Source organism: Streptomyces sp. NPDC018610, from assembly GCF_044391765.1.
In the GTDB taxonomy this organism is placed as follows: Bacteria; Actinomycetota; Actinomycetes; order Streptomycetales; family Streptomycetaceae; genus Streptomyces.
In genome coordinates, this window is the sequence record NZ_JBISAL010000011.1 from 208,202 (window position 1) to 228,700 (window position 20,499).

General features: G+C 71.8%; 19 protein-coding genes. 14 read left to right on the top strand and 5 right to left on the bottom strand.

The window, feature by feature from the left end; translation table 11 throughout:
- Positions 1 to 67 precede the first annotated feature (67 nt).
- The 5 genes from ACH5A8_RS27370 to ACH5A8_RS27390 all read left to right on the top strand — a co-directional run bounded on the left by ACH5A8_RS27370 (position 68) and on the right by ACH5A8_RS27390 (position 4,192).
- Positions 68 to 2,365, top strand: a complete 2,298-nt coding sequence (locus ACH5A8_RS27370) for an ATP-dependent DNA helicase UvrD2 (RefSeq protein ID WP_399006274.1) — start codon at positions 68 to 70, stop codon at positions 2,363 to 2,365.
- 165 nt (positions 2,366 to 2,530) lie between these two features.
- Positions 2,531 to 2,851 (top strand): hypothetical protein, encoded by a 321-nt coding sequence (locus ACH5A8_RS27375; RefSeq protein ID WP_399006276.1) that lies wholly within the window; start codon positions 2,531 to 2,533, stop codon positions 2,849 to 2,851.
- Positions 2,852 to 3,024: 173 nt separating this feature from the next.
- The gene (locus ACH5A8_RS27380) at positions 3,025 to 3,393 is read left to right on the top strand and encodes a WhiB family transcriptional regulator (protein WP_030183342.1); all 369 of its coding nucleotides are present in this window, start codon (positions 3,025 to 3,027) and stop codon (positions 3,391 to 3,393) included.
- Entirely contained in the window at positions 3,390 to 3,713 is a 324-nt protein-coding gene (locus ACH5A8_RS27385; RefSeq protein ID WP_399006278.1) for a hypothetical protein, read from the top strand. The genes ACH5A8_RS27380 and ACH5A8_RS27385 overlap by 4 nt, the downstream gene beginning before the upstream one ends.
- Before the next feature lie 140 nt (positions 3,714 to 3,853).
- Positions 3,854 to 4,192 (top strand): hypothetical protein, encoded by a 339-nt coding sequence (locus ACH5A8_RS27390; RefSeq protein ID WP_399006598.1) that lies wholly within the window; start codon positions 3,854 to 3,856, stop codon positions 4,190 to 4,192.
- 16 nt (positions 4,193 to 4,208) lie between these two features.
- Here ACH5A8_RS27390 and ACH5A8_RS27395 read toward each other — a convergent pair whose 3' ends face one another.
- The gene (locus tag ACH5A8_RS27395) at positions 4,209 to 5,576 is read right to left on the bottom strand and encodes an ABC1 kinase family protein (protein ID WP_399006280.1); all 1,368 of its coding nucleotides are present in this window, start codon (positions 5,574 to 5,576) and stop codon (positions 4,209 to 4,211) included.
- Positions 5,569 to 6,786 carry a TOMM precursor leader peptide-binding protein gene (locus tag ACH5A8_RS27400; protein WP_399006282.1) on the bottom strand — a complete coding sequence of 406 codons (1,218 nt, stop codon included), beginning with the start codon at positions 6,784 to 6,786 and terminating at the stop codon, positions 5,569 to 5,571. Before ACH5A8_RS27400 ends, ACH5A8_RS27395 begins: the two co-directional genes overlap by 8 nt.
- A 283-nt stretch (positions 6,787 to 7,069) precedes the next feature.
- On the opposite strand from ACH5A8_RS27400, the gene ACH5A8_RS27405 reads away from it, so the two are divergent.
- From ACH5A8_RS27405 to ACH5A8_RS27420, 4 genes are all read left to right on the top strand, one after another.
- The gene (locus ACH5A8_RS27405; RefSeq protein WP_399006284.1) at positions 7,070 to 7,666 is read left to right on the top strand and encodes a M48 family metallopeptidase; all 597 of its coding nucleotides are present in this window, start codon (positions 7,070 to 7,072) and stop codon (positions 7,664 to 7,666) included.
- Between the two features lie 154 nt (positions 7,667 to 7,820).
- The gene (locus tag ACH5A8_RS27410; protein WP_399006286.1) at positions 7,821 to 9,506 is read left to right on the top strand and encodes a TerD family protein; all 1,686 of its coding nucleotides are present in this window, start codon (positions 7,821 to 7,823) and stop codon (positions 9,504 to 9,506) included.
- An 11-nt stretch (positions 9,507 to 9,517) separates the two neighbouring features.
- Positions 9,518 to 10,198, top strand: coding sequence for an AIM24 family protein (locus tag ACH5A8_RS27415; protein ID WP_399006288.1), 681 nt, complete (start codon positions 9,518 to 9,520; stop codon positions 10,196 to 10,198).
- A 16-nt stretch (positions 10,199 to 10,214) separates the two neighbouring features.
- Complete coding sequence (locus tag ACH5A8_RS27420; RefSeq protein ID WP_399006290.1) at positions 10,215 to 10,970, top strand: AIM24 family protein; 756 nt, start codon at positions 10,215 to 10,217, stop codon at positions 10,968 to 10,970.
- A 75-nt stretch (positions 10,971 to 11,045) separates the two neighbouring features.
- On the opposite strand, the gene ACH5A8_RS27425 is transcribed toward ACH5A8_RS27420, so the two are convergent.
- The gene (locus tag ACH5A8_RS27425; protein WP_399006292.1) at positions 11,046 to 11,561 is read right to left on the bottom strand and encodes an NUDIX hydrolase; all 516 of its coding nucleotides are present in this window, start codon (positions 11,559 to 11,561) and stop codon (positions 11,046 to 11,048) included.
- Entirely contained in the window at positions 11,558 to 13,039 is a 1,482-nt protein-coding gene (locus ACH5A8_RS27430) for a zinc-dependent metalloprotease (RefSeq protein WP_399006294.1), read from the bottom strand. Before ACH5A8_RS27430 ends, ACH5A8_RS27425 begins: the two co-directional genes overlap by 4 nt.
- A 192-nt stretch (positions 13,040 to 13,231) precedes the next feature.
- On the opposite strand from ACH5A8_RS27430, the gene ACH5A8_RS27435 reads away from it, so the two are divergent.
- From ACH5A8_RS27435 to ACH5A8_RS27450, 4 genes are all read left to right on the top strand, one after another.
- On the top strand, positions 13,232 to 14,347 hold the full coding sequence (locus ACH5A8_RS27435) for an SDR family oxidoreductase (protein WP_399006296.1): 1,116 nt from the start codon (positions 13,232 to 13,234) through the stop codon (positions 14,345 to 14,347).
- 262 nt (positions 14,348 to 14,609) lie between these two features.
- The gene (locus ACH5A8_RS27440) at positions 14,610 to 15,071 is read left to right on the top strand and encodes a molybdenum cofactor biosynthesis protein MoaE (protein WP_399006298.1); all 462 of its coding nucleotides are present in this window, start codon (positions 14,610 to 14,612) and stop codon (positions 15,069 to 15,071) included.
- A 163-nt stretch (positions 15,072 to 15,234) separates the two neighbouring features.
- Positions 15,235 to 15,366 (top strand): hypothetical protein, encoded by a 132-nt coding sequence (locus tag ACH5A8_RS27445; RefSeq protein ID WP_399006600.1) that lies wholly within the window; start codon positions 15,235 to 15,237, stop codon positions 15,364 to 15,366.
- A 62-nt stretch (positions 15,367 to 15,428) separates the two neighbouring features.
- Complete coding sequence (locus ACH5A8_RS27450) at positions 15,429 to 16,526, top strand: PDZ domain-containing protein (RefSeq protein ID WP_399006300.1); 1,098 nt, start codon at positions 15,429 to 15,431, stop codon at positions 16,524 to 16,526.
- A 51-nt stretch (positions 16,527 to 16,577) separates the two neighbouring features.
- On the opposite strand, the gene ACH5A8_RS27455 is transcribed toward ACH5A8_RS27450, so the two are convergent.
- Entirely contained in the window at positions 16,578 to 17,120 is a 543-nt protein-coding gene (locus ACH5A8_RS27455; RefSeq protein ID WP_399006302.1) for a PPA1309 family protein, read from the bottom strand.
- A 176-nt stretch (positions 17,121 to 17,296) separates the two neighbouring features.
- Here ACH5A8_RS27455 and ACH5A8_RS27460 point away from each other — a divergent pair, with 176 nt between their 5' ends.
- Complete coding sequence (locus ACH5A8_RS27460; protein WP_399006586.1) at positions 17,297 to 20,317, top strand: UPF0182 family protein; 3,021 nt, start codon at positions 17,297 to 17,299, stop codon at positions 20,315 to 20,317.
- Positions 20,318 to 20,499 lie beyond the last annotated feature (182 nt).

Consider the following 20,499-nt stretch of genomic DNA (forward strand, 5'->3'; position numbering starts at 1 on the left):
ACGCCATGGGCCCGTCATTCCCACTGGGGGTATCGGACCGACCGGCGGTGCGTGACCGGCGGACGTGATGACTGTCGCATCAGTACGACCGCAAGGGCCCGCCTGTGGACAACCGGCTCGCCCGTCTCCAGCGACCTGGCAGCATGGCTGTGTGACAGCAGCAACGCACTCCCCTCTCTTCCCGCCGGTACCGGACTCCGCCGACGCCGTGCTGGACGGGCTCGACCCGGAGCAGCGCGAGGTGGCCACCGCGCTGCAGGGACCGGTGTGCGTGCTGGCGGGCGCCGGAACCGGCAAGACCCGCGCCATCACCCACCGCATCGCCTACGGAGTGCGCGCCGGCATCCTCCAGCCCTCCAGCGTGCTCGCGGTCACCTTCACCAACCGTGCGGCGGGCGAGATGCGCGGCCGGCTGCGCCAGCTCGGCGCGCAGGGGGTGCAGGCCCGCACCTTCCACTCGGCCGCGCTGCGCCAGCTGCAGTACTTCTGGCCGAAAGCGATCGGTGGCAGCCTGCCCCGGCTCGTCGACCGCAAGATCCAGCTCGTCGCGGACGCGGCCGCCGCCTGCCGCGTCCGGCTGGACCGGGGCGAGCTGCGGGACGTCACCGCGGAGATCGAATGGTCCAAGGTCACCCAGACCGTCCCCGCCGACTACGCCCTCGCAGCCGCGAAGGCCGGCCGTGCGACGCCGCGTGACCCGGCCGAGGTCGCCCAGCTCTACTCCGTCTACGAGGACCTGAAGCGGGACCGCTCGGTCATCGACTTCGAGGACGTCCTGCTGCTGACCGTCGCCGTCCTCCAGGACCGGCGCGACATCGCCGAACAGGTCCGCGCCCAGTACCAGCACTTCGTGGTGGACGAGTACCAGGACGTCAGCCCGCTGCAGCAGCGCCTGCTGGAGTTGTGGCTGGGGGACCGGGACGACCTGTGCGTGGTCGGCGACGCCAGCCAGACGATCTACTCGTTCACAGGAGCAACCCCCGACCACCTCCTCGACTTCCGGGTCCGTCATCCCGGCGCCACCGTCGTCAAGCTGGTGCGCGACTACCGCTCCACTCCGCAGGTCGTCCGACTGGCCAACGGGCTGCTCGGCCAGGCCCGTGGCCGCGCCGCCGACCACCGGCTGGAACTGGTCTCCCAGCGCCCCGCCGGCCCGGAGCCCGAGTACACCGAGTACACCGACGAGCCCGCCGAGGCCGAGGGCGCCGCCCGCCGCATCCGCGACCTGCTCGACTCCGGCGTTCCGGCGAGCGAGATCGCGATCCTCTTCCGCACCAACGCCCAGTCCGAGACCTACGAGCAGGCCCTCGCGGACGCCGGCGTGCCCTATCAGCTGCGCGGAGCCGAGCGCTTCTTCGACCGGCCCGAGGTGCGCAAGGCGGGCGTCGCCCTGCGCGGCGCGGCCCGTTTCGGCGGCAACGACTCCCTTCTCGACGACGCCGTAGACCTGCCCTCGCAGGTGCGCGCCGTGCTCTCGGGCGAGGGCTGGACGCCGCAGCCCCCGGCCGGCTCCGGCGCCGTCAGGGAGCGCTGGGAGTCGCTCGCGGCGCTGGTGAACCTGGCCCGGGACTTCGCCGCCGCCCGACCCGGCGCCACCCTCGGCGACCTGGTGGCCGAGCTCGACGAGCGGGCCGGCTCCCAGCACGCGCCCACCGTCCAGGGCGTCACCCTCGCCTCGCTGCACTCGGCCAAGGGCCTGGAGTGGGACGTCGTCTTCCTGGTCGGCGTCGCCGAGGGAATGATGCCGATCACCTACGCCAGGACCGACGAGCAGGTCGAGGAGGAGCGCCGCCTGCTCTACGTCGGCGTCACCCGCGCCCGCGAGCGCCTGCACGTGTCCTGGGCGCTGGCCCGGTCGCCCGGAGGCCGCCCCAACCGCCGCCCCAGCAGGTTCCTCGACGGGCTGCGCCCCGGTTCGGCCGCCAGGTCCGCCCGCGCGGCGGCGGCCGCCTCCGGAGGCATCGAACGCGGGACGGGAACGCCCGCCGGACGGACGAGCCCCGCGGCGGCCGTCCCGCGGCGGACGCAGCGGACTCCGGCGCGGTGCCGGGTGTGCGGCCGGACGCTCACCGACGCCGGCGAGATGAAGCTGATGCGCTGCGACGACTGCCCCTCCGACATGGACGAGGGCCTGTACGAGCGGCTGCGCGAATGGCGTCAGGAACAGGCGCGGCGCAGCGGGCAGCCCGCCTTCTGCGTCTTCACCGACAGGACGCTGATGGCCATCGCCGAGGCCGTTCCCGACGACGAGCGCGAGCTCGCGCGCATCCCCGGCGTCGGGATGCGCAAGCTGCGCCGCCACGGGGCCGATGTTCTCGCCATCTGCGCAGGCCAGGACCCCGTGGGCGAGCGGGGCGAAGACTGATGCGAACTCGTCGGAAAAATAGTTTGCGCATGCCCCGGGAATCCCCATAGGTTCTTGGTCACGGGAACAGCGGCCTTCCTGAGGCCCTGATTCCGTGCTGTACTTGCGTATCCGCGTGGACTGGCCCGTCCCAGTCCCCCTAGACGCCGAGAGGAGGCGATTCCAGTGATCAGCATCAAGAGCAGCTTCTTCAGCACCGCCAAACTGACCGATCGCTCGGTCGTCTCCCTGTGCATGCTCGGCGTCTCGGACCAGGGCACCGGTCTGTCCGGCATTCCCGCCGTGCGTCCGGAGTCCTCCCTGCCTCTCTCGGGCCTTCCCGTCCGTGAGGGCAATGAGCGACCGACCAAGGCACTGGAAGCAGTAGCGGCACAGGCGCATGCCTATGCCTTTACGGCGGCCGGTGCCGGCGACCGGAAGCAGACGACGCAGCACCACCTGATGTGGGCCTTCCGTGGGCCAGAACCCTGGAGTGATCCAGCCTGATCGCCGATCAGGCCGGCGCCTTCAGGGCCGCGGAACCCCATCCGGGATCCGCGGCCCTTCTGTTTTCCCCGAACGGGGAGGACGGAGCGAAGGGGCCTCGGGACAAGAAAAGACCCGGTACCCAGCCGACAACCGGCCCACCGGCCGGACCGACCAGACGAGGAAGACGAACCGTGCAACTCGAAGCGCACGCCCCGTCCGTACCGCCTTCCGACACGATCCCCAAGCCCGGTCTCACGGAGGACCCGACCTTGATCCCCCTCACCGCGCTCACCGCGCTCGACGACGCCATCGAGAACCTCGGCGTGCCCGTCCCGTGCCGCTCCTACGACCCGGAGGTCTTCTTCGCCGAGTCGCCGGCGGACGTGGAGTACGCCAAGTCCCTCTGCCGCACCTGCCCGCTGATGGAGGCCTGCCTCGCCGGCGCCAAGGAGCGGCGCGAGCCCTGGGGCGTCTGGGGTGGCGAGCTGTTCGTCCAGGGTGTCGTCGTCGCCCGCAAGCGGCCGCGTGGCCGCCCGCGCAAGAACCCGGTCACAGCATGAACACCGCAGGAACGATCGACCGCCCCCTCACGCGAGACCCCCAGAAGCAGGCCCCGATGAAGCCGTCCACCAGCGAGCCCGCAGGCTCCGCGACCGAAGACGTCACCACCACCGGCGCGAACGACTCGCGTCAGAACAGGACCCGAGAGATGCAACTCATCCCCGAAGCCATGGCACGTGCGCATATGCACGAACGACTGCGGGAGGTGGAGGCGGAGCGCCACGCGCTGCGCCTGGTGACCGCCCGCCGGATGCAGCGCCGCGCCGAGCGCGCCTCGCGCCGCGCCCGTCGCGCGCTCGCCATGGCGGTCATGCACTGATCCCACCCACCTGCACACGCTGTGCAGCGGTGGCCTCCCCGTAGGAGGCGAACCCGTCGCGGGGGCCGGTCCGGCCGAACGGACCGGCCCCCGCGGTGCGTTGCGCCCATCGCGATGGGGGACGGCGGTATCGTCACCGCGTGACGAGTCTTTCCGAAGACCCCGGCCACAGGACGTCCGGCCGAGCGGACACCGGCCCCACCGGCGGCACTGGCTCGGGCCGAGCGGACACCGGCCGTCCCGGCTCAGGGCGCGAGGACGCGGGACGGGACGGATCCGGCGGCCAGGACCGCGGTCATGACGGCTCCGCCCCGCGGAGTCCGGCCCTGGTGTGCGCCCGCTGCGGTACCCCGGCCGACGGCCCGCCGGCCACCTGGACCTGCTCCGTGGAGAACGGCGTCCGCCGCTACTTCTGCGACGCCTGCTCCCGCGAGAACCTCCGCTCGATCGAAGGCCGGCTCGACTCACCCTGGTGGTGAACCGTCGGCCCCGCCCTCAGGCCTCGACGGCGGACTCCTCTTCCTCCTCCGCCTCGGCGACGAAGCCCGGCAGCCACTCCTCCAGCTCGTCCCGCAGCCGCACGGTGGCCCCGAGCTGGCACAGCACCCCGATAGTGCTCAACGTCACACGGTGTATCAGCAGGTAGGCCGGCGGCAGGTTGAGCCGCTTGCCGAGCTGGTAAGCGGGTGAGCGGGGATCGGCGATACGGGCCGCCTGGCCGCGCATCCAGCTCCGGGTGAAGGTGAACTCCTCCGCCTGCGCGGGTTCGATGATCGGCAGGAGGTAGTCGAGGACCGCCTCCGGATCCAGCTCGATCGAGTCCTTGACGAATCCCTCCGCGCACAGCATGTCGTAGACCGCGTCGGCCTCGCCGTCCAGCGTCATCCGCAGGGACTCGCCGATCGGCGCCGGCAGGCCGCCGGGCAGCCGGTCGACGGTGCCGAAGTCCAGCACGCCCAGCCGCCAGTCCTCCTCGCCGTCCGGGCCGCCGGGCAGCAGGCGGAAGTTGCCGGGGTGGGGATCGGCGTGCAGCAGGCCGGTGCGGGCCGGGCCGGAGAACAGGAACCGGGCGAGGAGCTGCCCGGCCCGGTCGCGCTGCTCCCGGGTGCCGTCCGCGATCACCTCCGACAGCGGCACGCCGTCGATCCACTCGGTGACCAGGACCTGCTCGCTCTGGTGGACCACCGCGGGGACGACCACGTCCGGGTCCTCCGTGAACTCCTCCGCGTGCGCCTGCTGCGCCTGGGCCTCCAGGCCGTAGTCCAGCTCCTCGGAGACCCGGTCCCTGAGCTCGGAGATCAGAGGCTTGATGTCCATACCGGGGATCAGCGGGCCCAGGAGGCGGGCGAACCGGCTCAGCTGCGCGAGATCCGACAGCAGGGCGTCGCCGGCGCCGGGGTACTGCACCTTGACCGCCACCTCGCGGCCGTCGTGCCACACCGCCCGGTGCACCTGCCCGATCGAGGCCGCCGCGGACGGCTTGTCCTCGAACTCCACGAACAGCTCGCGCCAGTCCTCCCCGAGCCGCTCCGCCAGCACGGCGTGCACGGTGCGCGTCGGCATCGGCGGCGCGGCCTCCTGGAGCTTGGTCAGCGCCGCCCGGTAGGGGCCGGCGACCTCCTCGGGCAGCGCCGACTCGAAGACGGACAGGGCCTGCCCGAACTTCATCGCCCCGCCCTTCAGCTCGCCGAGGACCTTGAACAACTGCTCGGCGGTGCGCTGCTGCAACTCGCGGCCGACGAGTTCCGCGGACTCCCCGACGATCCTCTTGCCGAACCCCCACGTCGCTCTCCCGGCGAAGCCGAGCGGGAGCGCGGCGAGCTTGGCGGTCCGGGTGACCGCCTTCCGGGGAAGATCAGACATGCGCCCTCCAAGTCCCAGCCGGCCGTGCCGCCCGAGCTGCCTGGCGGCAAGGCGTCGGTGACGGCCGTTGCCCAGCCATTGTCGCGCGTGGCTCGCCCTCTTTTGAGGTGTCTTCCGCCACGGTCTCGCGCGCCGCGCCGCAGGGGCAGGCCGGATGCGGCCACAGCGGCCGACCGTGCCAGTTCAAGCCGGGCGCGGACACCTCCCAGCGGGCGCCCGCGCTGGAGGGCGTGTCCCCGTCCAGGAAGGCGAGCGCGTGCGCCGCGGCCAGGCCGGCGACGGTCGTGCCGAGGGCCAGGTCGCAGGGGCGCGGAGGACGCGGTCTGCCCGACCGCCACTGGGCGACCAGACGCGGCCACGTCTCGTCCCGGTCCGTGCGGCCCCGGTGCAGACACTCGGCGCAGCTCGTCCGGCCGGGCAGGACCAGCGGGCCCACCACTCCGGTGGCCTCGACGACCCCGGCGTACAGATGCGGGGTCCCCGACGTGATCAGGGAGGCCGCCGCGGACGGATCGGGAGCGTGCACGCCGATGTCGTCGCGCGGGGCGAGGATCACCAGGGAGTACCCGACCTCGTCCTCCTCGTGGGGCGTCCGCGGGCCTCGGCGCGCCGGACGGTCCGGGGCCGCCCGGCGCACGGCCCGGCGCGCCGCCTCGGCTCGGCGCTCGCCGACCGCCTCGGCCGGCAGTCCGCCCGGGGCGACGTCCCACGGCTCGACACAGCCGCCGTCGAGCACGTCGACCTCACCGACCCCGGCTCCGGACAGCAGGGCGGCCAGCACCGCCCCCACCCGGCCGGCGCCGCGCACCCGCACGCGCAGGCAGCGCCGGGCGGCCAGCCGGTCGATCGCCTCGCCCGGCTCGCGCGCCACCAGCGAGAGCGAGGCCAGATCGGGCCGCAACCGGTCCATGACCTCCTTCTTCTGCCGAAGCGCCGCGGCCGCCGCGCCGCCGCCCCTGGCGTCGTCCAGCAGGCCCGCGCGGGCCAGCCGCTCCACCAGGCGGTCCACATGGCCCTCCGGCAGGTCCATGCGGCGGCCCTCCTCCCGCAGGAGCGGCAGGCCGCGGGTGCCGTTGAGCAGTTCCAGGAAACCGCCTGTCGCTGTGTCGACCGGGCCGAGCGTGAGCGCGTGCGCCGGGGTCATCCCGAACTGCACGGTGTCGAGGTCCCGCCAGCCGCGCCGGAGCGCGGGCTTCACCATCGGATGCACATGGACCCCCGTAGCCCGAAAGAAGAGAAAGGGAAGAAGGAGAGAAGGGGAAGGACGAGGGGACGACCCGGAGCCGCGAGAGGCTCACGGAACGTCCCGGTGCGCCGGCGAGCCGGTCATCGCTCCGCCGACGAGAGCCAGCATGCCCGCCCCGGCGAATCGGTGCCGAAAGTTGTCCACAGGCACGGGGTATTCGTCGTACGAATCAGACGGTCGGTGGGGGATCGGTGTGGAACGGTCCGGGACCCGGGACTTCCCCCGCTACACCCGGTAACGTCGGGGCGTGTCCGCCGACCCACTGCACCGCGCCAAGGCCCCGCAGCGCAGCAAGACGAGCCCGCCGCCGAGCGGCTCGGCGGCGAGCGCGATCGAGGTGCGCAGGAGCGACCGCCGCCGCAGGACGGTCTCCGCGTACCGCGAGGGCGATCGAACGATCGTGCTCATCCCCGCCCGGATGTCCGAGGCGGAGGAGCGGCGCTGGGTGACCGTCATGCTCGACAAGCTGGCCGCGCAGGAGAGCCGGCGGGCGCTCGGCGACGGGGAACTGGCCGAGCGGGCCGAGCGGCTGTCGGCCCAGTACCTCGACGACCGCGCCCGGCCGGCCTCGGTGCGCTGGGTCACCAACCAGAACACCCGCTGGGGCTCGTGCACCCCGGCGGAGGGCAGCATCCGGCTGTCGCACCGCCTGCAGGGCATGCCCGAGTACGTCGTCGACTACGTCCTGCTGCACGAGCTGGCCCATCTGCTCGTCCCGGGCCACGGCCCCCGCTTCTGGCGGCTGCTGGAGTCCTATCCGCGCACCGAGCGGGCCCGGGGCTACCTCGAAGGGGTGGCGGCCGCGAGCCGCCTGCCGCACCTGCCGGGCGCACGCGACGAGTGAGGGGCCCCGGGCCGCCTGGGCGCGGCTTCCCGGGCCGCCGCACGCCGCCGGGCGGGATTGTGTACCGGGTCTGTACCGACTCGGCCCGGTGTCGGCGTTTGCCGTTAGCCTGGCGCAACGAACTCGCACTCGGGATGGGGGACGGTCCTCACGCATGCCCAGGGAATTCCAACGCGGCCACAAGGCCAGGATCAGTGACCTGACCGCGGGCACGGATCTGTACGTCGGCGTGCAGATCTCCGCCCCCGGACTGACCTTCGACATCAGCTGCTTCGGCCTCGACGCCGACGAACGGCTCTCGGACGACCGGTACTTCGTGTTCTTCAACCAGCCGAAGTCCCCCGAGGAGTCCATTCAGCTACTGGGCGCCCAGGCCGGCGACACGGAGTCCTTCAGGGTCACCCTCGACCGGATCCCGCCGCAGATCCGGAAGCTCTCCTTCACGGCGACGGTCGACGGCGCCGGACAGATGTCGCAGATCGGCCCCGGGTACCTGCGCATCGTGGCGGGCGGCGAGGAAGTGGCCCGGTACGCGTTCAGCGGGTCGGAGTTCTCCACCGAACGCGCCGTGATGCTCGGCGACATCTACCTCAAGGACGTGTGGCGGTTCGCCGCTGTCGGCCAGGGGTTCGACGGCGGCCTGGAGGCGCTGCTGAAGAACTTCGGCGGCGAGGTCCTGGAGGAGGAGGCCCCCGCCCCGGCGCAGGCCCCGCAGCAGCCGCGGACCGGCGGCGCCCCGGGTTTCGCCCCGCCCGCCCAGGCCGCCGCGCCGCCGTCGTTCGGCGCGCCGTCCGGACCCCCCGCGCCCGCCCCGGCCCCGCCCGCGCCGCAGCCCGCCGTACACGGCTACGCGCCGTCCGGAGCCACCCCGCCGCCCTCACCCCCAATGCCGTCCGTGCATGCCGCGCCGACGCTCATCGCGCCGATGACCCCGCCCGCCGGCGGCACCGTCCCGCCGCCCCCGCCGGCCCCCGCGCCCTACGGGCCTCCGGGCCAGCAGCCGCCGTACGGCCACCAGGCGCCCGGCCCCGGCGCGCCGCCGCCCGGTTACGGTCAGCCCACGCCCCCGCCCGGTCACGGCCAGCCCACGCCGCCTCCCGGTTACGGCCAGCCGTCGTCGTACGGGCAGGTCCCCGGGCAGACCGCGCCCTACGGCACCCCGCAGGGCGCTCCCCAGGGCACCGGCGTGGCCGCCGCGCTGCAGAGGTTCAAGGAGACGCCGACCGGTCAGCGCTGGACCCCGCAGAACGGCAAGCTGATCCGCGCCGACCTCGGCATCGGCGGCCGGCCCGTGCTGGCCAGGCAGGGCAGCATGGTGCTCTACCAGGGCAAGGTCGACTTCAGCTACAAGGGCGCGGGTTTCGCCGGCCGCATCGTCGGCAACGCCACCGGCCAGGAGATGCAGCTGATGCGCTGCACCGGCCAGGGCCAGGTGTTCTTCGCCGAGGAGTCCACCCATCTGCACCCGGTCGAGCTGCAGGGCGACGCGATCTGCGTCTCCGCGGAGAACGTCCTCGCCTTCGACGAGAGCCTCCAGTACGAGGTCCGCCGTATCGAGGGGCACGGCATCCCCGGCGGAGCCCTGTTCACCATGCAGTTCCAGGGGACCGGCACCGTCGTCGTCAAGACGCACGGCACGCCCGTGGTGCTGCCCGTGACGCCCACGACGTTCGTCGACTCCAACGCCGTCGTCGCCTGGTCGGCCGCGGCTCAGGTGATCGTCTCCAGCCAGGTGCGCATGCGCCGCAACGCCTACCCGGGACACACCGGCGAAGGCGTCAACCTCCAGTTCCGGGCGGCGCCCGGCAACTTCGTCGTCGTCCAGCCCTACGAGGTCTAGGGGAGCCCGTCATGAACCAGCCGCTCGCGGGCTACGCCCCCGCACCCGTCACGGCCCGCATGGAGAACCACGGCAACCACATGCTGAAGGTCGCCATGCAGACCGGGAACGACCTCTTCGCGCGCGTGGGGTCGATGGTCGCCTACGAAGGCTTCATCCAGTACGAGCCCAACCCGCCGGCCGTGCGCCAGATCGCCCGCGACTGGATCACCGGCGAGGGCGCCCCCCTGATGAAGTGCACCGGCGACGGTCTGCTCTACCTCGCCGACTACGGAGCCGACGTCGTCGTCGTCAACCTGGGCGGCGACGCCATCTCGGTGAACGCCACCAACCTCCTGGCCTTCGACGCGAGCCTCCAGTGGGGCGTCGAGCGGGTCAAGGGACTGGCGAAGTTCGCAGGCCAGGGTCTGTGGAACACCAAGATCTCCGGGCAGGGCTGGGTCGCGCTCACCTCCCGGGGCAAGCCGATCGTCGTCGACTGCGGCGGCGGCGAGAACGAGACGTACGTCGACCCGGACGCCCTCGTCGCCTGGTCGCCGAACCTCAAGGTGAAGGGCAAGCGCAGCTTCAAGGCGCAGTCCCTGATCGGCCGGGGCAGCGGCGAGGCCTACCAGATGGCGTTCTCCGGCACGGGCATCGTCGTGGTGCAGCCCAGCGAGGACAGCACCGACCGCCTCCGGTTCCGGGGCTGAGGGGGAGAAGAACACCATGCAGAGCCCGCTTTTCGCCTTCAACGACGCCCAGACCCAGGAGCGCTGGAGCCTGCAGAACAAGCAGATGCTGCGCGTCGTCCTGGAGGGCCACGACGACATCCTCGCCCGCAAGGGCACCATGGTCGCCTACCAGGGCCTCGTCGAGTTCGACGCCGAGTACCAGAACACCGGCCAGGCCTACGCCCGCGCGCGCACCGGCGAGGGCCTGGACCTGATGCGCTGCCACGGGCAGGGCACGGTCTTCCTGGCCAACCTCGCCCAGTACGTCCATGTGATGGACGTCGAGCAGGACGGTCTGACGGTGGACAGCAGCTATGTGCTGGCGATGGACTCCTCGCTGCACCACGAGGTCATCGCTGTCGACAGCGTGTACGGCATCTCCGGCTCCGGGAAGTACCAGCTGAACATCACCGGGCGCGGCAAGGTGGCCCTGATGACCTCCGGCGCGCCGCTGCTGATGCAGGTGACGCCCGACAAGTACGTCAACTGCGACGCCGACGCCATCGTCGCCTGGTCCACCGGTCTGCGGGTGCAGATGCAGGCCCAGACGCACTCCTCCGGAGTGTGGCGGCGGCGCGGCAACACCGGCGAGGGCTGGGAGCTCAGCTTCATGGGCAGCGGCTACGCGCTCGTCCAGCCCAGTGAGCTGCTGCCGCCGCAGAACGCGGTGGTCGGGCAGGGGATCGCCGCGCAGTTCGGCATGGGGCAGCAGGGGGCGCGGGGGCAGAACCAGGGGAACGCCTGGAGCTGAGCCCGGCGCGCCGTGGACCGCGTGGAGGTGAGGGGTGACCGCCTTGGCGGCCACCCCTCACTCACGTCTGCGTGGTCAGAGCCTCGCGCGAGTCGCCGTCAGCAGGTGGACGACCGAGTCGTCGGCCACCTCCGCGACCGTGTCGTAGGGGAACCAGCGCAGGTCCAGGGACTCGTCGCTGATGGCCTCGACGGCCCCGGGCGGGGCGAGTGCCGCGTACTGGACGTCGAGGTGCCAGGCGCACGGCGTGTGATGGCGGTCCAGGCGGACCGGACCGCCGGGCAGCAGGGCCAGCCCCTCGATGCCCGACTCCTCGGTCGCCTCGCGCAGCGCGGCGGCCATGAGCGTCGTGTCGTCCGGCTCGCAGTGGCCGCCCATCTGCAGCCACATCCGCATCTTCCGGTGCAGGGTCAGCAGCACCCGGCCGCCCTCCGGGTCGACCACCAGGGCGCTCGCCGTGATGTGCCCGGCCCCGCAGGACTTCCACAGGCCGTCCGCGTGGACCGCCAGGTGGTCCAGATAGGCCTGACGCAGCTCCGGCTGGTCCTCGTACCCCTTCAGGACGAGGACCGTGTCGTCGTAGAGGCTCACTCGGCGCCGTCGCCCTCGCCGTCGTCGCCCCGGGTCTCGCCGTCGTCCCCCTCGCCGTCCTCGGCCGTGTCCTTCTTGCGCAGGTCGGGCTTGGGGCCGGAGCCTCCGGCCGCCTCGCCGAGCATCCTGTCGAGCTCGGAGAAGTCCAGCTGCTCGCGGTGGACGAAGCCGTCCGGGTCGTCCAGGTCGGCGGCCGTCGGGAGCATGTCCGGGTGGGCCCACAGGGCGTCGCGGCCCTCCACCCCGCGCGCGTCGGTGAGCGAGGCCCACAGGCGGGAGGCGTCGCGCAGCCGGCGCGGACGCAGCTCCAGGCCGATCAGCGTGGCGAACGTCTGCTCGGCCGGTCCGCCCGAGGCGCGACGGCGCCGCAGCGTCTCGCGCAGCGCGTCGGCGGACGACAGACGCGGCTTCGCGGCGGCGTGCACCACCGCGTCCACCCAGCCCTCGACGAGCGCCAGAGCGGTCTCCAGACGGGCCAGGGCGGCCTTCTGCTCGGGAGTGTCCTCCGGCTGGAACATGCCCTGCTGGAGGGCGTCCTGCAGCTGCTCGGGGTTCTGCGGGTCGAACTGGCCGACCACGTCCTCCAGCTTCGCGGTGTCGACCTTGATCCCGCGCGCGTACCCGTCGACCGCGCCGAACAGGTGCGAGCGCAGCCACGGCACGTGCGCGAACAGGCGCTGGTGGGCGGCCTCGCGCAGGGCCAGGTACAGCCGCACCTCGTCCTGGGGGACCCCCAGGTCCTTGCCGAACTTCTCGATGTTCACCGGCAGCAGGGCGGCCCGGCCGGCCTGGCCGAGCGGCAGGCCGATGTCGCTCGAGCCGACGACCTCGCCGGCCAGCACGCCGACGGCCTGCCCGATCTGCGTGCCGAACATGGCACCGCCCATGGAGCGCATCATGCCGATCAGCGGGCCGGCCATGGCCTGCATCTCCTCGGGCAGCACATCGCCCATGGCGGCGCCGACGCGCTCGGCGACCGGGTCGACGAGCTCCTGCCAGGCGGGCAGGGTCGCCTCGACCCACTCCGCGCGGGACCACGCCACCGCGGAGGCCGCGCCGGAGGGCAGGGACGTCACGTCGTCCAGCCACAGGTCGGCCAGGCGGACGGCCTCCTGGACGGCGGAGCGCTCGGCGGGGCCGACACTCGCGTCCTTGGTGCCGTCCGAGGTGCCCTGGGCGACCGTCTGGCGGGCGATCTGCTTGGCCATGTCCCAGTTCACCGGGCCGCCCTCGTAGGAGAGCATCTGGCCCAGCTGCTGGAACGCGGCGCCCAGGTCGGTGGGGTTCAGCGAGCCGAACATGGCAGCGAGCGGATTGTCGGCGCCGGGCCCGCCAAGGCCTCCGGCCCCGGGCAGCCCGAAACCGAACGGGTTGGCCGGTCCCTGCCCACCACCGCTCTGCTGGTCCTTCTTCTTGCCCTCGTCGCCGTCGTCCGGCTCCTCCGGCGGAAGGCCGAATCCGAATGGGGTGTCACTCACGGGGTTCCTCGGCTGGTAAGGCCACCGGTTCTCTCCGGCGGCGCGGCTGCCCGACATCACCACCCAGCGTAGACACCGTGAGCGGTTCGGGCCTCGGTGCTTCGCCGACAGAAGGCCTGCGGCAGGATGGATGCCACCTGGTACGTACGCGTCATTCGCGCCCGTATGGAAGACAACCGCTGGAGACGCCCGGTGAGTTCCCCAGATCCACAGGTTCGCGCAGCGCGAAACCACGAGAGCACCCCCGCCGTGCGCGGACCCGTCGTCGCGGTCACCGGAGCCGCGAGCGGGGTCGGCGCCCTGCTCACCGAGCGGCTGGCCGCGTCCGACGAGATCAGGCAGGTCATCGCCATCGACGAGCGGCGCGGCGAGTGCGCGGCCGCGCGCTGGCACATCCTCGACGTGCGGGATCCGGCGATCGCCGACAAGCTGCGCGGCGCCGACGTCGTGGTGCACCTGGCGCTCGACCTCGACCTGGAGACCGACGCCGCCGCCCGTACGGCGTACAACGTCCGGGGGACGCAGACCGTGCTGACCGCCGCCGCGGCGGCCGGTGTGCACCGGGTCGTCCTGTGCACCTCCGCGATGGTCTACGGGGCGCTGCCCGACAACGAGCTGCCGCTGTCCGAGGACGCGGAGCTGCGGGCGACCGCGGAGGCGACCGGGGTCGGAGACCTGCTGGAGGTCGAGCGGCTGGCCCGCCGCGCTCCGCGCGCGCACCCCGGGCTGAACGTCACCGTGGTACGCCCGGCCGTCCTGGTCGGCGGCGGCACCGACACCGCGCTGACCAGGTATTTCGAGTCGCCGCGGCTGCTCGTGGTGGCCGGGTCGCGGCCCGCGTGGCAGTTCTGTCACGTGGAGGACCTGTGCGGCGCGCTGGAGTACGCGGTGCTGGAGAAGGTCGACGGGGAGCTGGCCGTGGGCTGCGACGGGTGGCTGGAGCAGGAGGAGGTCGAGGAGCTCAGCGGGATCCGGCGGATGGAGCTGCCGTCGGCGGTCGCGCTCGGCGCGGCGGCACGGCTGCACCGGATCGGACTGACGCCGTCGCCGGCGGGGGACCTGGCGTACACGATGTACCCGTGGGTGGTCAGCGGGAGCCGATTGCACGACGCGGGGTGGCGGCCGAGGTGGACCAACGAGGAGGTGCTGGCGGAGCTGCTGGAGGAGGTCTCCGGACGGCACACCGTGGCCGGGCGGCGGCTGGGGCGCAAGGACGCGACGGCGGCGGGGGCGGCCGGGGCGACGGTGGCGCTGCTGGGCGCCGCGGCCGTGGTGCGGCGGGCCCGGAAGGCCCGGCGGCGGATCTGAGGGCGCTCAGGGGCCTTCGGGGGCCTCGTTCCGCCCCCGGCCTCCCCTGCCCGCCCCGGCCTCCCCTGTCCGTCCCGACGCCGCTGCCCGTCCCGCCCCCGGGAGGCTGCCGCACCTGGACCCCCGCGGTCGGCCCGAACGGCCTCGTCCCCCGAACGCCGGACGGGCCGGGCATCCCTGTAGGACCTCACAAAGGCGCACGCGTGTGTGCCGGGCGATAGTGCCATTTCGGGGTGGCGCGGGCGTGCGGCACGATGGGGGCATGGCACCGAGCAACGATCACCCGGGCGAGTACGCGGCCGACGACCCCATCAAGCTGATCGCCGTCCGGGACACCCCGCTCTCCCTGGACGAGGTCTTCAAGCTCCTCGGGGACGACGCGGCCGGCGGCACCGCGCTCTTCGTGGGCACCGTGCGCGACCACGACGGGGGCGCCGACGTCGACGAGCTCGGGTACTCCGCCCACCCGAGCGCCGAGGCCGAGATGCGGCGGATCGCCGAGAAGGTCGTCGCCCAGTACCCGGTGCGGGCGCTCGCCGCGGTGCACCGGGTGGGGGACCTGCGGGTCGGGGACCTCGCCGTCGTCGTCGGCGTGTCGTGCCCGCACCGGGGGGAGGCCTTCGAGGCCTGCCGGAAGCTGATCGACGACCTCAAGCACGAGGCGCCGATCTGGAAGCACCAGAGGTTCTCCGACGGCACCGAGGAGTGGGTGGGAGCCTGCTGAGACACCCGCGGGTGAGTCCCGCCGTACCTCCGGTTGCGTAACCGCCCCCCGGGCATGAGCGTTGTCACTGCGAATGGTTAATCTGCTGATCAGTCAGTAGCGGTCGCTCGATCGGTGTTGGGAGGTCGGCATGGCGGCGCTCGCCTGGTTGCTGATTCCGCTTGTGGCTGCGATAGCCGCCGGACTGTGGGGGAGCTGGTCGAACCGCACCCGCAAGGTGCGCAGCGACGGCCCCGAGCTGGACGGGTACGCCCGGTTCCGCGAGGCCATGGAGAGGTCCACGTCCCGCACGTGAGGCGGGTCAGCGGACGGCGGCCCTGACGGTGCGCCGACAGGCCCGTCCCGTACTGTCGAGTCATGCCACGCCGCACCGCGACGATGCTCGCCTCCACCCTGATGCTGATCGCGCTCCTGTGCGCGGGGGTCTTCCTCCCCGTGCCGTACTCGGAGATGTCCCCGGGACCGACGGTCAACACTCTCGGCGAGCACGGCGGCGAGCCGGTGCTGCAGATCTCCGGGCACAAGACGTATCCGACCGACGGCCACCTCAACATGACGACCGTCCGGGTCACCAGCGCCGACTACCGGATGAACCTCGTCGAGGCCGTCTACGGCTGGCTGGCGCACGACGACAAGATCGTCCCGCACGACACGCTCTACCCCGACGGCAAGACGGAGGAGCAGTCCACCCAGGAGAACGCCGAGGAGTTCAGCCAGTCCCAGGAGAGCGCCAAGGTCGCGGCCCTGAAGGAACTCGGCATCCCGGTGAAGTCGTGGGTGATCGTCTCCACCGTCGTCAAGGGCAGCCCGGCCCAGGGCAGGCTGCACGCCGGTGACGTCATCAAGGCCGTGGACGGCACCGCGGTCAAGCAGCCCTCCGACGTCGCCCGGCTGGTCACCCGGCACAAGCCCGGGCAGAAGGTCGTCTTCACCATCGTCCCGGCCAAGGACCAGGCCGCCGCCGCGAAGCAGAACAAGACGGCGACCGTCACCAAGGACGTCGCCCTCACCACGGTCGAGTCCGACGACAGCGGGGCCGAGCGCGCCATCGTCGGCATCTCCGCCGGGACCGATCACACGTTCCCGTTCACGGTCGACATCAAGCTCGCCGACGTCGGCGGCCCCAGCGCGGGCCTGATGTTCGCGCTCGGCATCTACGACAAGCTCACCCCGGGCAGCCTGACCGGAGGCAAGTTCGTGGCCGGCACCGGGACGATCGACGACGACGGCAAGGTCGGCCCGATCGGCGGCGTGGAGATGAAGACCGTCGGCGCGCGCGACAAGGGCGCCCAGTACTTCCTGACGCCCGCCGACAACTGCGCGGCCGCCGCCGCGGACACCCCCTCCGGACTCACCCTCGTCAAGGTGAAGACCATCGACGACGCCCTCGGCGCCCTCAAGGACATCAGCTCGGGGAGGACCGCCGACCTGCCGAAGTGCACCGCCAAGGGCTGAGCGGCCCGGCGGGCGTGCCCGGGGCCCGCGGTACGGGCCCCGGGCCGCGCCTCAGTCCTCGAACGTCGCCGCCAGCGCGTCCGCCAGCCCCGGCACCAGTCCGGAGCCCGTGAGGACCTCCGTGGCGGAGTCCTTCTCGCGCAGGCGCAGCGCCGAGTCCCGGGCGCCGTCGCGCAGGACCGCGACCGTCATGCGGACCTCCTGGCGCTCGGGGTGGTCGGCCACCCACCTGGCGAGCTTCGCCTCGTTCAGGCCCTGCGGGACCTGCGCCTCCGCGGACGGCGGCAGCATCAGGCGCTCCACGGTCAGCGCGCAGCCGACCACGGCGTCGGGCCAGGCGATCGTGGCGAGGAACTCGTCGAGCGGCTGGTTCGACGGGATCTCGTCCTGCTCGATCGGGGTGAGACCGGTGGTCTCCTGCTCGTCCTCCAGTCCGAGCTGGGCCGCGAGGGCGGGTTCCTGGGTCCTGAGCCGCGCGGTGTCTACGAGGGCGAAGAGGCGAGCGGGCTGGTCCCAGCCGAGGCCGGAGGCGTACTCGTCGATCTCGAGCACGGCCCGGGTGAGGGGGTTCGCTGCCATGGGAGTGTTGGACATGGTCACAATCCTGCCTCGTTACCGGCCGGAATCGGGAACCGAGTAAACGGTGAGTAAGTTGCATAGGTGTGGGCCCGGGAACCGAGGGCGCACCGTGGGGCCCGCGAACACGGGGGCCTGACGCAGACGACAGTGACCAACAGCGAACTTTCGAGGTGCGCACCTTGGCTTTCCAGATGCCGGACCGTGGCGGAGGCCCCACAGGGCCGCGGATCAGAGTCGGCCGCCCGTCCCGGCGGGCCCGGATCCTGCTGACGACACTGGGCGTCCTGGCCGTCCTCGGCATGGCGTTCACGATGTTCGCGGGCTTCTGGACGGACTGGCTGTGGTACCGGTCGGTGAAGTACTCGTCGGTCTTCACCACCACCCTGTCGACCAAGGTCGGGCTGTTCTTCGTCTTCGGCCTGCTGATGGCGGCGGCGGTCGGCTTCAACGTCTGGCTCGCGCACCGGCTGCGGCCCCCGCTGAGCGCCATGTCGATGGAGCAGCAGAACCTCGACCGCTACCGGATGGGCATCGCGCCGTACAAGAAGTGGCTGCTGTGCGCTGTCACCGTCCTGGTGGGCCTGGTCGCGGGCGCCTCCGCCGCCGGCCAGTGGCGGACCTGGCTGATGTGGGTCAACGCCGTCCCGTTCCACAAGACGGACCCGCAGTTCCACCTCGACATCTCCTTCTACGCCTTCGACCTGCCCTGGTACCGGTTCCTGCTGGGCTTCGGCTTCGCCGCGGCGGTCCTGTCCCTGATCGCCGCCGCGCTGACCCACTACCTGTACGGCGGGCTGCGGGTCACCAGCCCCGGCCCGCGGGCCACGGCCGCCGCGACCGGGCACCTGTCGGTGCTGCTCGGCGTGTTCGTCGCCCTCAAGGCCGTCGCGTACTGGCTCGACCGGTACGGACTCGCGGTCAAGTCCAGCGACTTCAAGGCGACCGGCGACTGGACGGGCCTCCGGTACGTCGACGCCAACGCCTATCTGCCGGCCAAGACGATCCTGTTCTGCATCGCGGTCATCTGCGCCCTGCTGTTCTTCGCCACCCTGTGGCGGCGCACCTGGCAGCTGCCGGTCATCGGCTTCGGCCTGATGGTGCTCTCGGCGATCCTCATCGGCGGCCTGTACCCGGCGCTGGTCCAGAAGTTCGAGGTCCAGCCCAACGAGCAGGCCAAGGAGGCGCCGTACGTCGAGAAGAACATCGAGGCGACGCGTGAGGCGTACGGCATCGACGACACCAAGGTGTCCGGGTACGACGGGACGAGCAGGACCAAGGACAAGTCGACGCTGCGCGGCGAGGTCGGCAAGACGGCGAGCGTCCGCATACTCGACCCCAACATCGTCTCGCCCACGTTCCAGCAGAACCAGCAGATCCGGGGCTACTACGCCTTCCCGGCCAACCTGGACGTGGACCGCTACCCCACCAAGGACGGCAAGGTCCAGGACACGGTCGTCGGACTGCGCGAGCTGAACCTGGACGGCGTCAAGAAGAACTGGATCAACACGCACTTCCGGTACACCCACGGCTACGGCCTGGTCGCGGCCAAGGGTACCGAGGCGAGCAACGGCGAGCCGGTCTTCACCGAGAAGAACGTACCGACCACCGGCGACCTCGGGACGTACGAACCGCGGGTCTACTACGGCGAGAAGACCACCACCTACTCGATCGTCGGCGGGCCCCAGAAGGAGATCGACTACCCCGCGGGCGACGGCGAGGCGACCACCACCTACCAGGGCAAGAGCGGCGTCAGCCTGTCCAGCACGCTCAACCGGGCCGCGTACGCGCTGGCGTTCGGCGAGCCGCAGATCCTCTACTCCGGCGCGATCGGCGACGGCTCGCGGATCCTGTACAACCGCACGCCCAAGGAGCGCGTCGAGGCGGTGGCGCCCTGGCTGACCATCGACGGCGACGCCTATCCGGCGGTGGTGGACGGCCACATCCAGTGGATCGTCGACGCCTACACGACGACGAACGGCTACCCGTACGCCTCTCGTACGACGCTCGGCGACACCACCGCGGACTCGCTGACCTACAACAACGACCAGCGCGCGGTGGTGGCCCAGCAGAACCGGGTCAACTACATCCGCAACTCGGTGAAGGCGACCGTCGACGCCTACACCGGCGAGGTCAAGCTGTACCAGTGGGACGCAGAGGACCCGGTCCTGAAGACCTGGATGAAGGCGTTCCCGGGAACGGTGAAGCCCAAGTCGGACATCTCCTCCGACCTGATGGCCCATCTGCGCTACCCGCAGGACCTGTTCAAGGTCCAGCGCGAACTGCTCACCCGCTACCACGTGCAGGACGCGCAGACCTTCCTCAGCGGCAGCGAGGTGTGGCAGGTGCCGGAGGACCCGACCACCAAGTCGGGCAACGCGGTGCCGCCGTACTACCTGACGATGAAGATGCCCGACCAGGACGCGCAGGCGTTCTCGCTGACGACGACCTTCACCCCGAACGGCCGGGAGACCCTGAGCGCGTTCATGGCGGTCGACTCCCAGGCCGGCACCCCCGACTACGGCAAGATCAGAATCCTGAAGCTGCCGGCGAGCACGACGGTCGGCGGGCCCAAACAGGTGCAGAGCCAGTTCAACTCCAACTCGCAGCAGAACATCGCCGAGTTCGTCAAGCTCATCAGAGGCGGCGACTCGGAGATCGAGTACGGCAACCTGCTGACGATCCCGCTGGACGGCGGACTGCTCTACGTGGAACCGGTCTACGTGCGCGGTCAGCTCAAGTACCCGCTGATGCGCAAGGTCCTGGTGACCTTCGGTCACGCCACCGCGTTCGAGGACACGCTCGACAAGGCCCTCGACAAGGTCTTCGGGGCCTCGGGCGCGCAGACCACGCCACCGGACGGCGGCACCGGCACCACGAATCCGCCCACGTCGGGCGATCCGACGGTCGAGCAGGCGCTCAAGGACGCCCAGAAGGCCTTCGACGAGGGACAGAAGGCGCTGAAGGTGCCCGACTTCGCGGCGTACGACAAGGCCCAGAAGGACCTTCAGGCCGCCCTCGCGCGTGCGGAGAAGGCACAGGCCGAGGCGGACAAGGCAGCGAGCGCGGGAGCCGAGAACGGCTCCGGGAGCGACAAGAGCGCCTCGGGGGACGCCAAGAGCGGTTCCCAGGACGGCAAGTCCGGTTCCGGGGACGGGAAGAGCGGCGCTGAGGGAGCCGCGAGCGGCGCCGGGGACGGCAAGAGCGGCGGTTGATCGTCCGCTGCTGGACGCAAGGCCCGGATCCCACGCGGATCCGGGCCTTCCGTTCGTGGGCGAACGGATGTTCCGACGTGTGGACCGCCGCGCCGTGGTGGGGAGTTGGGCGATCTGTGTTTGACTTGTCTCTCTGTGGGCATGTCGACAAAACGCTGAAGTGACCTCACTGGCTGCGGTAT

Excerpts from the sequence above, each read along its gene's own strand:
- ACH5A8_RS27370 (WP_399006274.1), top strand. The coding sequence starts at position 68 with ATGACTGTCGCATCAGTACGACCGCAAGGGCCCGCCTGTGGACAACCG.
- ACH5A8_RS27385 (WP_399006278.1), top strand. The coding sequence starts at position 3,390 with ATGAACACCGCAGGAACGATCGACCGCCCCCTCACGCGAGACCCCCAG.
- ACH5A8_RS27395 (WP_399006280.1), bottom strand. The coding sequence starts at position 5,576 with ATGTCTGATCTTCCCCGGAAGGCGGTCACCCGGACCGCCAAGCTCGCC.
- ACH5A8_RS27410 (WP_399006286.1), top strand. The coding sequence starts at position 7,821 with ATGCCCAGGGAATTCCAACGCGGCCACAAGGCCAGGATCAGTGACCTG.
- ACH5A8_RS27415 (WP_399006288.1), top strand. The coding sequence starts at position 9,518 with ATGAACCAGCCGCTCGCGGGCTACGCCCCCGCACCCGTCACGGCCCGC.
- ACH5A8_RS27420 (WP_399006290.1), top strand. The coding sequence starts at position 10,215 with ATGCAGAGCCCGCTTTTCGCCTTCAACGACGCCCAGACCCAGGAGCGC.
- ACH5A8_RS27440 (WP_399006298.1), top strand. The coding sequence starts at position 14,610 with ATGGCACCGAGCAACGATCACCCGGGCGAGTACGCGGCCGACGACCCC.
- ACH5A8_RS27450 (WP_399006300.1), top strand. The coding sequence starts at position 15,429 with ATGCCACGCCGCACCGCGACGATGCTCGCCTCCACCCTGATGCTGATC.
- ACH5A8_RS27455 (WP_399006302.1), bottom strand. The coding sequence starts at position 17,120 with ATGTCCAACACTCCCATGGCAGCGAACCCCCTCACCCGGGCCGTGCTC.
- ACH5A8_RS27460 (WP_399006586.1), top strand. The coding sequence starts at position 17,297 with ATGCCGGACCGTGGCGGAGGCCCCACAGGGCCGCGGATCAGAGTCGGC.